At 63.2% G+C, this 12931-nt stretch carries 11 protein-coding genes; all 11 read right to left on the bottom strand.

The genetic code is table 11. The features are described 5' to 3' along the window. Positions 1-3: 3 nt before the first annotated feature. Positions 4-1257 (bottom strand): RNA polymerase factor sigma-54, encoded by a 1254-nt coding sequence (rpoN, locus tag Q1A07_RS10915; protein ID WP_299780607.1) that lies wholly within the window; start codon positions 1255-1257, stop codon positions 4-6. 64 nt (positions 1258-1321) lie between these two features. Next, positions 1322-2782, bottom strand: a complete 1461-nt coding sequence (locus tag Q1A07_RS10910; protein ID WP_299780605.1) for a hypothetical protein — start codon at positions 2780-2782, stop codon at positions 1322-1324. A gap of 4 nt (positions 2783-2786) precedes the next feature. Beyond that, positions 2787-3818: a hypothetical protein gene (locus Q1A07_RS10905; protein WP_299780603.1), complete on the bottom strand. Its 1032-nt coding sequence runs from the start codon at positions 3816-3818 to the stop codon at positions 2787-2789. Further along, on the bottom strand, positions 3818-5044 hold the full coding sequence (locus Q1A07_RS10900; RefSeq protein ID WP_299780601.1) for a hypothetical protein: 1227 nt from the start codon (positions 5042-5044) through the stop codon (positions 3818-3820). Before Q1A07_RS10900 ends, Q1A07_RS10905 begins: the two co-directional genes overlap by 1 nt. A gap of 12 nt (positions 5045-5056) precedes the next feature. Next, entirely contained in the window at positions 5057-6436 is a 1380-nt protein-coding gene (locus tag Q1A07_RS10895) for a hypothetical protein (protein WP_299780599.1), read from the bottom strand. A gap of 17 nt (positions 6437-6453) precedes the next feature. Continuing rightward, positions 6454-7485: a hypothetical protein gene (locus tag Q1A07_RS10890; RefSeq protein ID WP_299780597.1), complete on the bottom strand. Its 1032-nt coding sequence runs from the start codon at positions 7483-7485 to the stop codon at positions 6454-6456. 21 nt (positions 7486-7506) lie between these two features. After that, entirely contained in the window at positions 7507-9258 is a 1752-nt protein-coding gene (locus Q1A07_RS10885) for a hypothetical protein (RefSeq protein WP_299780595.1), read from the bottom strand. Positions 9259-9314: 56 nt separating this feature from the next. Then, complete coding sequence (locus Q1A07_RS10880) at positions 9315-10763, bottom strand: S8 family serine peptidase (RefSeq protein WP_299780593.1); 1449 nt, start codon at positions 10761-10763, stop codon at positions 9315-9317. Continuing rightward, positions 10760-11587: a hypothetical protein gene (locus tag Q1A07_RS10875; RefSeq protein WP_299780591.1), complete on the bottom strand. Its 828-nt coding sequence runs from the start codon at positions 11585-11587 to the stop codon at positions 10760-10762. The genes Q1A07_RS10880 and Q1A07_RS10875 overlap by 4 nt, the downstream gene beginning before the upstream one ends. Continuing rightward, positions 11584-11832 (bottom strand): hypothetical protein, encoded by a 249-nt coding sequence (locus Q1A07_RS10870; protein WP_299780589.1) that lies wholly within the window; start codon positions 11830-11832, stop codon positions 11584-11586. Before Q1A07_RS10870 ends, Q1A07_RS10875 begins: the two co-directional genes overlap by 4 nt. After that, a complete protein-coding gene (locus Q1A07_RS10865; protein WP_299780586.1) occupies positions 11829-12920 on the bottom strand; it encodes a hypothetical protein in 1092 nt (363 codons plus the stop codon). Before Q1A07_RS10865 ends, Q1A07_RS10870 begins: the two co-directional genes overlap by 4 nt. Positions 12921-12931 lie beyond the last annotated feature (11 nt).

Raw genomic sequence — 12931 nt, 5'->3', positions numbered from 1 at the left:
GTGTCAGATTGAACTTGCGCCGATATGTATGCGCATTGGTGATCCTGGAATGCCAAGAGCCTGCCGATACTTTGCCACAGTCCTGCGTGACACCATGGCCGCGCCTTCGGAAAGCGTTTTAGCCAGCATTTGATCGGTCAGAGGGTTGTCTGGATCTTCAGCGGCAATCAAATCGCGCAATAGCGTCTTCAGCTTGCGGCGCGATGCCGTCGGCCCACGTTTACGCCCAAGCGCACGGGAAAAGAACCGTGTCAGTTCAAGCATCTGGACAGGTGTCTGCACCAGCAATCCCGTGGCAACCCGGCCCACTGTGCTTTCATGCACGCCCAGTCGATCAGCCACGTCGCAGCGTCGCAGCGGTTTCAGCCCACGCACGCCGCGTTCAAGAAATCCCACCTGGTGACCGATCACGACCCGCGCTACATCGAGCGTCATCTGATTGCGCAGGCGCACCGCGTTGACCAGCCAACGTGCATCACGGCGCAGCTTGGCGAGCTTCGGGTCAACTGCATTGCCAGTATTTGCCAGATTGACACTCGGCATTGTCGACCGATCCAGCTCGATCTGCCAGCCGCCCGCCTCCTTGCGCACGATGATATCCGGGCGTCGGCCCAGGCTGGGATCTTCGTGTTGAAACGCAGCGCCAGGTTTGGGATCACACGCTCGGATCGCGGCCAGCGTGTCGGCGACGACGCCCGGCGCAAGATCCGTGGCATCGGCCAAGGCGTCGGCCCCACCCTCGAGCATGATGCCCAAATGCGCGACAACAATCGCAGCCGCGTCATCCCAATCCCCCCGGTCGATCAGTTGCAGGCGCAGACAATCCGCAAGATCACGGGCGAACAACCCGGTTGGTTCAAAGTCCTGCAGACGCGCCAGAACGGCCTCCGCCTGCGGCACGGTCACGTCCGCGTGTTCAGCAATGGATGCCACCGGCTGGCCCAACCAGCCGCTGGGTTCAAGCGCCTCAACAAAGGCCTGCGCAATGCGCATCTGCAACGGGTCATCGAATGCCACGCTGATCTGGCTCAGGACATGTGCATAGAGACTGGCCTCGGCGGCAACAACCGGCGCTTCATATGCATCACCCCCGCCCTGCCTGCCCGGCGCAAGGTCGAGCAGCGGATTGCGCGTAGCCATGTCAGCGACATGGCGGGTCAACTCGTCGTTGTTCATGCGCAACAATCCGACCATGCCGCACAACCGCGCACTGACATGGAGCGCTGGTTTGGGCACAAGGCGAAGGTCTGGTTGCATCATGATCGTCCTCTTGCGGACCGCTCCAGTCTAGGACGGCAATTCGTTTGGGTCGAGGGGCAAGTCACGCGGCTTCCTCGGCGGTCTCACCACCTTCCTCAGTGGTGCCCTCCTCCGTGGGCTCAGCGTCGCCGCCACCCTCGCCCTCGTTGGAAGATTCTTCGCCGCCGCCACCTTCGTCGGCTTGCTCGCCGCCGGTTTCTTCAACGTTGGCGGCTTCTTCGCTTGCCCCTTCTTCCTCAGTTCCAGTTGGATCCGGCACCTCCAACTCTTCACCACCCTGCGTAAACTGCGTCGGTTGCAGGCCTTGGTTCAGGTCTTGGCTGCGTTGGTTGCGTTGGCTGGTGCGCCGCGTTTCTCGGGCCGTTCTGCGTTCCTCGGCAAAACGGCGCTCTTCGGTGGGATTCAGCGCGTTCACCCGAATGCGGTTCACATCGCCGGTGCCTGCCAACCGCTCTAGTGGCACGTAGTCGGTGCGGAAAATCAGCTCGACCGCACTGTCGAGCTCGAGGTCCGCATTGACCTCCTCTTCGGTCTGCGTGCGCTCGGTCGAGACATAGCCGATGGTGTTTTTCATCTTCGCGGACGCGCCCCACGGCCCGAACTGCGCCTTTACACCCGCCTGCAATTCGTTGCGGACATCAAAACGGGAGCCGCGGTCATCAGAGGCGGCACTGGAGGCGTCGATATGGAACCGCATCGAGGCGTTGAGTCGCCCGGAATCGATCACGATGCGCTGCATACCCATCATTACCATGGTCGCCAGCATCTGCTGTTTGTTGCGCGCCAAAAGCGCCCGCACCGGACCGACCAGTGCCTCCGGGTTGCCCGACGGCAGCGATGACCCGCGCGGCGCGCCCAACGCCGTGCGCAACGCATCCTCGGACGGCATCTCGGCGCCGGGACTGAGTTCAAGCCGCTGGTTCGCCGCCCGCTCGGCCATCCATTCGGCCCGTTCGTCAGCGCTCATCTCCTCGGGGTTGTCAAACCCTTCATCGCTGTCGCCCTCAATGCGAAACGTGCCGGGGAACCGTTCCATCAACCACTGGCGCGCGCCCATATCTCCGATATTCGCGTCGGCAAAACCATCTGTACTCGCAGCTACGTTGCGGATCAGCTCCACATAGCTTTCCAACTGCTGTTCGTTCGATTCATTCATCGCCTTGAACACGCCGGTGATCAGCTCACCGACGAAACGCGGGAAGGACACCGCATTCAGAATGCGCTCCGTCTGGGGGGCGATCTGGTCGATGGCGGTGCCGGAATAGGCGCGCCCGGCGGACTGTCCCTCTGCCAAGGGCGCGCGGCGTTTGCGGGGAATCGGCGAGGGCGGATCGGATCCCGCCTCCTCGGCCAGTGTCAGCGCCGTTGAGGAAATACGCACAAGCGATTTGGCCACATCCTGACGGGTCTGGGGATCGAGCGTGTCAAACCCTTCGGCAGCGGTCAGCAGGGCGCGGACACCGTGGCGCACATCATTGCGGGGCCGGTTCGGCGCTGCGTGGATGGCGGCGACCGCGGTCATGGCGTCACACCCCCAGGTCGGCCCAATCCGACGCCGGCGAGGTGTTCCCCTGACCCCAGAGCCCCCCTTGTCCGGGCGGTGGCGGTGCAGGTGCCTGGGTCCGCGCATGCAACTCGCTGATCGTCAGCGAGGCCTGCAACCACTCCACCGCGGCCGGGATGACCGGATCGCCGCGCCCGACAATCGGTTGACCATATTGCCGCAACCTTTCTGCAGCATCGGCCAGCCAGACAATAATCGTCATGCCAGCACGACCCCGATCCACGAACATGCGCGGATCGCCCCCTGTCATCCGCGCGCGCCTGCGAATACCAGCGATCACATCCCAGACGTCGCGCGCCGCAAAGAGGCCGCGCAAATGGGGGTGTTTGAGGATCGCAAGCGCTTCCTTGAGCGCCGCCATGAGTTCTGTAGCCATAAAGGGCGTAATGCCACCACCCGCACGGGACAGGTTGCCCAACATGCCGCGTGCCGCGGATCGGATACGCGCCGTATTGGCAGAGGGCGCATCGTTCGAATAGCGCGCCTGTTGTTCGTCCAGCCGGTAGATTGCCTCGCAGAGCTCCAGCATCCGCGCCTCGAACGCCATGTTCGCCACACCATCCGCCGGGATCGGACCGTAAGAGACCCCAAAAAGACGGGCATAGAAGGCGTTGCGCTCGGACGGATCAGGCCGCTGGTGACGCTTGCGCCAGAAGGCGTGCAGGGGTCCCGCCACAGGGCCAAGATCAATCCCAAGCGCCCCGGAGGAGGCAAGAGACGACAGCGTTTCCGCTGAAGAGATAATGCCCGCAGGCTCCAGATCCGCCGCCAGATAGAGCGCCCCGAGTGCCCGCATCTGCGCACGGTCGACTTGTGTTGCGGCACTTGGGGGCAGCTCGATATCGCCGAGCATATCCAGACCGACCGCGAAGACGGAAGCCTGTGCTGCGGCTGCGTGGCGACTGCCGTCTTCCAGAAGCTGGTCGAGCACCTCTTCCGGCGCGGGTGGCGGTTGGGTCGCATGCACATGGGCAAAGAGCGGTTGATGGATCATCACGCGCCTCCCTCGGCTGGGTCTGCATTGGGATTGAACGGGCTGGAATTGCCCTGAATGGTAGAGATCATGCCCGGCGTCGCCATTTTTTCGAGCGGCAGGTAGTCGGATTTGAAGTTGACCCGCACCTCACCCGACAGCCGCGATTTGACCTCGGCCTTGGATTCCGATGTCTCGTCCACGGCGGAGCCGACGGTGGCAACATGTTCGCTGCTGGTCGAGGTGCCGATGGAGCCGGAGACCGGCGAATACCATGACCCATACCCGGCCCGCGCACTGAACGAGGAGGCATCGGTTTTCTTGTCATGCATCGATGCCGTGTATTGCCGCCCGGCAGTGTCATGGGCGCGCATGTCAAAGATGACTTTCGCGCGGATCGACCCGTCGGTCACGACAATGCGGTTGATGCCCAGCATGACCATCGAGCTCAGCAGTTGCTGGCGGGACTGGGCCATCTCCAGCCGGGCTGCCGTGACCAGCCGCAGCTCCGCATCAGCATCCGATATGTCCGATATCGGCGGGTTGACGTTCATCTCCTTACTGATCCGGGCAAGCGAGACCTCCGGGTCTTCGCCACGCGCTTCCAGCCGCGCCTGCGTCTCGGCACCGGCCTCTTCGCCCCCTTCGGCGAAGCTGTCCGCGCTGGAGAAGAAACCCACGCCCAACTCGCCGGGGTACTTTTCGGCCAGATAGTCACGCCCCGCTGCCTGACCGATGTTGTCCGCCATAAACTGATCGACCGTTTTGCTGACATTCGCGATCAACTCGCCATAGGCGCGCATCTGTTCGATGCTGGCCTCGACCATCGCCTGAAAGACATTGGTGATCAGCCCGCCGACGAATTTGGGGAAATCCACCTTCTGGATCAGCTCGCCGTATTGCTCGACGCCCTGCTCCACCGCGCCGGCAACAAAATCCTGACCGGCGAAACCTGGGCTCTCAGACAATGCCTCTTTGGTGGCATTCACCGCCGCATCCGATAGGGCCGCGGCGGGTGGCGATCTGTCGGGCGGTGGTGCTACATCGCCGTCACCGATTTCCGACAACACACCATCGGGGTCGGTCATATAGGACAGAACCTTGGCCGTGTTCCGGGCCATTGCCTGCTTCTCGGTCTGGCTCAGCGCCTCGTAGTTGGGCATTGCCTCCAGAAACGCACGGGTTTGCCGCCGCGCGGCATCCAGCGCTTCGGCGCTTGTCCAATCAGGAGGATGTGCGGGCTGCATCACCTGGCCCCTTTAAGATGGTGGTGCCGGGAGCGTCCCGGTGCCTGGTGTGGTCTGCCCTGAGTTGGCGGTCTCGCCCGAGGCGGGTGCCACCTGTCTGGCCGAGGGCAGAACGTTCGGATCAACCGGTGACGAGTTGCCCTGGATCGCAGCGATCATGCCCGGCGTCGCCATCTTCTCCAGCGGCAGATAGTCGGATTTGAAGTTGACGGAGACATTGCCCGCCAGCTGCACCTTGGTCTGGATCTGTGTCTCCGATCCGGTCATGGCGCTGGCCGAGGCGGTGATCACCGGCTTGTCCTGATACTTGTGCTTGCCCTTGAGATAGAACTCGGCGTTGCGCGTCCCGCCTTCGGAGCCGCCATCGCCATCATAGCTCCGGCCCCGCCGCTCGCTGCTGGAGTCGATTTCCATTTCGCTTTCACCGGACCTGACCGTCTGGACATTGCCGTCCGCATCGCGGGCCACATCCATCGCCGTCGCCGACCGACGTGAAATCTGACGGTCCCCGGCGCGGAAATCATAGAGGATTTTCGCCGAAATCCGACCGTCGGTCACCACGATCCGGTTGATCCCCATCAGGATCAGCGAGGCCATCATCTGCTGGCGCTGCTTGGCCAGTTGCAGCCGGGCATTGTGCACCAGCGCCTTCTCGACGTTCTCATCGCTCAGATCGAGCGTCTTCAGCTCGCCATTTTCAAAGCTGATCGAATTGTTGACCTTGCGCAGGGCCGCATCTTCCTCAACCCCCTCGCGCAGCTTGAGTTTGGGTTGTGCGGGGCCGTCGTCAAAACCGCCCCAGTCATCCATGCCGATTTCGAACAGATCGGGGAACTTGTCGACCATATGGTCGCGACCCTGATTTTCGGACACATGCTGATCCATGAAGGAATCAAGGCTTTGCGCGACAGAAGCGATCAGTTCCTGATATTGCTCCATCTGTTCCATGGACGATTGCACGATACTCTGGAAGACATTCTGGATCAGCCCACCAACGAAATCATCGAACCGAACCTGGTCGAGCAGCAGCCCGGCAACTTCGGCACCTTCACGGGCGGCTTCGGCCCGGAAGGGACCTGCGGCCACGTCTTCCACCGCGTCCATGCGTTCCTGAAAGGTCGCCTCCTGCACCGGTTGCGGATCGTCCTCAAGCGCACTGGCCGTGGTGCCCATCCCACCGGGAATGGTATTGCCGGGAACCCCCATCGGGCTGGCGAGGAAATCGGCCACCTTCGTCATGTTGTTCGCAAAGGTCTGGCGTTCCTTGTCATCCAGCGCCTGAAAAGCCTCAGACTTCTCCAGTAGATCGCGTACTTTGCGGCGCACATGGATGTTCGGTGCGTTACCTTTCTGAAGGGCGGCGGCAGGAGCCGGTGGGGCAATATTAAACATGGGACGCGCTCCTTATGTCAGGCGGCTGTCTGCTCGGGCGTGGGAAGTTCGAATTCCGCGGGGCGCAGGTAGAGGCTCACGCGCGGCGGGCTGACGCGGTTGGTCCGCAGGCTGATGATCGAAAAACGCCCCGGCCAATAGTCATCCTCGGGAGTCAGCGCGCCCATCCAGCGCTCCAGCGCCCGCAGGGATCTGGGCCGTTCCGCCAGCCCCATTGTCAGCAGGCTTAGAAAGCTGGGCGGCACATCGTCGATGGCACTCAGCAGCACGTAGATTTCAAAATCCGGCCCCGCAGGCCCGTGGCCAAAGGCCAAAAGCGTGCTGTGCGCGGGCAGGTCGAACTTGCCCCCCAGAACCAGACCCAGCGTCTGCATGATACTGCCCAAACGGTGCCCCAACCCCAGCACATCCAGCGTCGGCTGCAAATCCGATAACTTCAGCGGTGTGGTGCAGGCGAAAGTCAGGCGCTGCTCGCCCGCATCACGGCGCGCGGCGATGGTGGTAAAGAGCGGCTTGAGGCCCGGAATGCCCTGCAGCGCGGTCATCACAACCCGCACCAGATTAGGCGGTAGCCCGTCGATGGCCCCCTGCCCCTCCGGCGTCTCATAGTAGACCTTGGTGGTGTGCAGCCCGTTGCGGTCATGCGCGGTGCCAAAGAAAGCACCATAGTTCAGCGCGGCGTTGCCATGAAACCCGCGGTGCGGTTCCGAGGCCTGATCGAACCAGCGCACCGCCTCGCGCCCCGCCAGCCCGTTAACAAAAGACCGCATGGCCGCCGTGACCGTGTCGCGCCGGTCGATCCCCGGCGCTTCGGGCGGCAGCGGCTGGAGCGTGATGCGCATTTTGTCCGGCTGATCCTCCGCAAAGGACGGCTCAACCGGCAGGGCCATGGGCATCAGCATGTTGCGCCCGTAAGCAGCGGGGTCATCCCGCACGAACGTTCGTTCAAGCAGCGGTTCCAGGTCGCCCGCCGGATTGGCCGTGTTCAGATGATCGGCCCATCGCGACAGCTTGTGTTTGACCCGGTTGGCCAATGGATGCGTAAACATAACATGTCTCCTCTCTGGGCTTCAGTGACGGCTCAGACCGATGCCAAGGTCGCCAATGTCGCCCACGATCTCCTGCACAACAGAGGGCATTTGAATGGGCCGGGACGGTTGCTCTTCTGCAGCACGCATCGCGGCATACTGGTTGGTCTCCGTATCCGGGATCGCGTATTCCGACAGGTAAAGCTCGCAGGCATTCACGAAGTCGAAATCATTGGGATGGGTGATCGCCTTCTGACCGGGCGGATAGGGTGACGGATTGCGCACCTCACCCATGTCCAGAAGCTGGCCCGTGCTCGACATGATGTGATGGGCGTTATTGGCCAGCCAGGCGGTGATGATCGTCCCACAGGTCGCAAGCGTCTGATATTTCAGCGTGTTTTTCGGTCCACCCGGCAGATGCAGCGTGTTGATCTGGTCACAGACCTGCCACATATCCCGCGCCCCGAAGTTTGCACGGATTTCCGGATGGCTCAGCACATCGATCACGAAGTTCAGCTGTTTCTGCAACTCGCCTGCGGCGTAGTAGGCCATGCCGTAGCCGTGCAATGACAGGTTCGCCGCCAGATCGCGCGCGGCCTTGCGGGCGCGTTGCTGGAAGATGAACGACACGTTTTCCGCCTCGCGGTACTGGGTGATCAGCTTCGAGACGTTGCTGCAGAGATGCAGCATCAGCGGTTGCGCATTTTCATTGCGCGAATACCCCGGCTCGCCACCCGGCACACCGATGGTCTGCGACAGGAACGTGCGCCGCTCCAGATCGCTCAACCGGTTGGGCGCGTCACGCCAGTAGTTGAACAGCCACTGGCCCACGTCGTTGTTGCCGACAAGGACAATCTCGCCCCGCTGGCTGGCCTCGACACAGTAGTCAAGGCATTGGAATGCCCGGATTTCATCGAACATCGCCGAGACGAACATGACCCCCATCAGCCGGATGTTTTCCGGCACGAGGTTGTAGCGGTCCAGTGCTTCCAGATCGGGCGGGTTGATGCCGTTGTCGCGGGTGGCGACGCGGGTATAGGGCCCGGCCTCGTCGATATGCTGAAAGCGGTTCAGCGCCTCGTTCACGCGGCGGCGCAGTTGGATTTCATCCGCCGACACGCCACGCCGTACCAGTTCGCGCATGATCTCCGCGAACTCGCGGACCATCACCTCTGGGTCACGACCGCCGCGACCGTCCGCATTACCCTCCTCTGCAAGGATCGGCAGCACCAGACGGGCAAGGTCTTCCATGCCCTTGGCTTCGCCCAAAGCTGAATAAAAGGCCTGCGAGACGCTGTTCCAGCGCGTGTCCGACCGGTCCGGGACAATGCAGAACCCTGCAGGCACCGGGCTGGACGCCGCGATGATCTGTGGCGCCTCTGTGCCTTCCAGCTCCAAGATGCCAAGGGTCAGGGCCGCCAGAACGATGTTCTCATCCTTGGGCGATGACACCGCGGACATCTTGGGCGTCTTGGAACTGTCGGATGCCAGTTTCGCAAACTTCAGCCTGCCGTCATCATGCGCGACAAGCGTTTCCTTGTTGGCGCAATCCTCGTCCTGCATCAGGTAGCGGAAGGCGGCGAACAGCGGGTTGGCGGTTTCCTTGGGGTCCGTGGCCGCGTCGATGACCTTCAGCACCCTGTTGATGCGGTCGAGCTCTTCCTGCTCAGTCTGCGCCAGTTGCAGCTTGTCTGCGATCTTCTTGTCCAACTGCGCTTTGCGGTTGGTCAGTTTGAGGTGTTCCTTGATCTCCCGCAATGCAATATCGCGGAAACGGGTTTTGTAAAGTGCCATGTCAAGTCTCCTTGATTGTGCTCGATGGCGGGATCGGACGGGGGAACAGGATCAGCTCAATGCACATGCTGTCCTCCCATCTCTCCGGGTGAATGGACGATCATCTCGTCCAGGGTGGTCAGCGCGGCGGCGGCATCGAGAATACCCGCCCCCGCACCGGAATGAGGCGCCCCGCCGGGAAACGGCTGGCAGGAACGGATGAGAATGTCGCGCACCTGCCGGCCGTCCAGCGGGCGCGACATGCGCGCGGCACGCGATACCAGCAAGGCGGCGGCACCGGCGACAAAGGGCGCGGCAAAGCTGGTGCCCGTGGCATATTGGTAGCTGCCCAACGACGTCGTCAGGATGCGCGCGCCAGGTGCTGACAGCGTCACGTGATCGCCGCGGGTGGAAAAGGCGGCAGGCTGGCCCGTGGCATCCACGGCTCCGACGGTGATGACCTCCGGGTAGGCGGCGGGCCAGAAGCGTTCCTCGCGCCCGGAATTTCCCGAGGCCACGACAATCACGCATCCCCGCGCCACCGCATATCGGATCGTATCCTCATGCGGACGCGGGCTGTTCGGGGCCAGCGCGGCATCGCTGGTGCCAAAGCTGAGGTTCAGCACCTTGGCGCCCAGATTGACCGCCAGCGTGATCGCCAGGTCGAGATCCGACAGCGCGCCGAGCCCCACGGGCAGAACCTTGTCCGGTAGCTTCGCCGCCCCCAGCGCGCGCATCGGCAGCACGCGACACTGCCCCGCAAGACCCGGCGGCATATCAAGGCCAAGGGCGGCAATGATCCCAGCGCACCCCATGCCGTGCCCGACGAAATCATCCACCGGATGCGGGTCGTTCTCGGTGTAGTCGCCCAGCAGATGCACCCCCGGGGCCACATCGGTGCTGTGCAGTTTGACGGTATCAAATCCACCCTCCCGCACACGGCCCGCCAATTCGGGATGCCCCTGCGCCAGACCGCTGTCGATCACCCCGATCAGGATGCCCGGATCGCCGGGCTCGTGCTCCAAAGCCTCCGCAGCGCCCACCATGTTACGCGGGTGCCATGCGGTCGCGTCATTGGTCGCGCGCGGTCGCTCCAGCCCCGGTTCAACATCCATGCTCTGCGCGGTCACGTAATTCGGCGTGACCGCTTCGACGGCGGCAATCTGGCGCAACCGGTCGCATATACGTGCAATCGGGGCGCCGCGCGGCACTTTGATGAAGAACGTGCGGGCCACGCCGGTCATCTGCTCAACGTCGTCATAGCCGTGATGTCGATGGCCGCGATGGTACTGGCTGCAGGCCGCACAATGCAGCCGCGCGGCGCGGACCGCCCCGGCATAGCGCGAGAGGATGCGATCAATGGGGCCGCGATCCAGATGATGCGCGGGATCATGGCAGCAGTCATGCACATCCAGAAGCGCCGGCGCATGGTCGGGCGCCTCCCCCAGCCGCATCTTGACAAGCAGGCTGGTGGGAGAGGAATACACCCGGTCATCGGGGTCGGCCCAGGGCATCAGAAGGTTCATGACACGCCCTCCGGTGCTGGTGGCAGGGTCCCTGCCGAGCCATTCGGCGGCGATGAAACAGGTGCCACGGGTGTTGAAAAGGCCGACAGGTCAAAACTCATGGAGGTGGCCAGGTCCGGTGCTGCTTCCACCTGCATCTCGCCCGACCATTGGTCTGCCTCGGGTGCCAGCAGGATCTCTCGCGGTGTTGCCTTGAGGATCGGCGTGGGTCGTCCGTCGATGCGGACGGCAGGCGTACGCCCCTCCTCGGTCAGGTTGCGGCCCCGGACCCGCAGGATGCGGCGCAATTGACCGGGAGTGTCATCGTCACGATCCACCGGCGATACATCCTCAACCATCGGCGAGGCAGCGCGGCGCAGCGCCTTGCGCAACCGGTCCACGGGCAGGTTGGTGACTCGCCCAATCTCGCCGCCAATGCCCTTGCGTTCCAATTCGCGCAGCTTGCCCACGGTGCGCACGCCGACCCATTCCAGCTTGCGCCGCTCTTCCTCGGTCAAATCCTCATCGAGCGTATCCAGCGCCTGATCATCGGGGTCCGTGGCGAAGGCGGCGGCGTTTTCCTCGATCATCGGGCGGGTGATGGCCGTGAACACGATGTGAAACACGCTGGCTTCTTTCTCATCCGCGCCCGCAGGCCGTATGCGGATTTCCCCCGCAGCGAACTCCACATGCGCCCGCAGATCAAGGTTGATGTCCTTGATGGCAAAGGTCATCGGCAGGTTCAGGTTGCGCGCTTTGACGGCCATGGCCGATTGCGCCTTGTCCAGCTGGCTCTGCACCGCCTGGATGAAGTTTTCGAGCGGGAGGGTCGCCTGCGCGTTCATACCGGCGCCTCCCCTAGCGTGATGGTCAGCTGTGCGGGTTCCGGATCAAATGCCGTGCGACGCCGGAACAGCGGGAAATCAGCCTGAAAAACACCCTCATCCCCCGCCCAGCGGACATCCAGCGGCACGGACATTTCCAACGAGGTGACCCGCAGTGGCAAATTGCCCGCCGCCACCAGCGTTTCGGTCATCGCACCATCGGCGATATCCGTCAGGGTTTCGTGCAGGGGACGCAGAAGGCTCATGATCCGCCGCCTCCCTGCGGGTTAGGCGCGGGTGGGAGCGCCGCAGGGGCCGGTGCGACCGGTTGTGGTGCCACTGGTGCAGGGGCGGCGGCTGGTGCCGGTACCGGTGCAATCGGCTGCTGTTCGGCCCGCGCGATGGCGGCCCGGTTGCGGGAGTGGCGCTCCAGAATAGCCATTTCCGCCTGATCCATGAAGCGGTCGAGCGGCAGGGTCTCGGAGGCAAAGTTGATTTTTACATCGCCATAAAGGCGCGCTTCCAGCTCGGAATCCGACTGCGCGTTGACGTCGATGGTCGACACTTTGGTCACGGCGGACCCGCGCTGTGTGCCGCGCCGCCCCCATTGCGTCTGCCCGGATGCGGGATCGTTCGAGGTCGCGAAATCCAGCGCAACGCTGTCCGAGGCGGCGGCGCGGAACCGCAGCCGCGCGCCAATGGTGCCGTCCTTGACCACGACGCGGTTCATGCCGGTCAACACCATGGTCGCCAGCGTTGACAGCCGTTGTTGCGCCACCCTTTCGCGCGCGGCGGGCAGCACGGATTGTTCCAGAAACTCGCCCGACAGCTCATTGCCGTCCAGACCGAAATCCGCCAGCCAGCTGGGCGGTTCGGTGAACTCCTCCTCGGAGGCACCGCGTGGTGTTAGTTGGTATTCATTGCCGGTGTTCACCAGCTGCACGTCACCGGGATACTGTTCTGCCAGCCAGTCCCGCGCCTGATTGCGGGTCACGTTTTCGCGGGCAAACTGGTCCAGCGGCTTGGCAACAGCGGCCACCAGATCGGCGTAGGCTTCCATCTGCCGGATGGCGCTGTCGGTGATACCGTTGAAGGTGCCGTCAACGAGGGAGGCGACAAAGGCCGGGAAGTCGATTTCGTCAAGCAACGCGCCCGTGCGCCGCCCCAGCGCATCGGTGGCCTTTTCGCGGGGCGGTTTCTTCTCCGCGGCCGGGTCCTGAAAGGGTTGCTGCGGCTGCGCGCCGGGCTGTGGCGGGATTTCATTGCCAAAGATGTCCCGTGCCAGCGGTGCAGCCACCGCCCGTGCCGGAGCAGGCGGTGGTGGGGGAAGTCCCTGATGATATTTACCGGTCACGCGCGTGGCTC

This window comes from uncultured Roseobacter sp. (assembly GCF_947492555.1).
Classification (GTDB): domain Bacteria; phylum Pseudomonadota; class Alphaproteobacteria; order Rhodobacterales; family Rhodobacteraceae; genus Roseobacter.
This window is presented reverse-complemented; position numbering and strand designations above follow the sequence as displayed.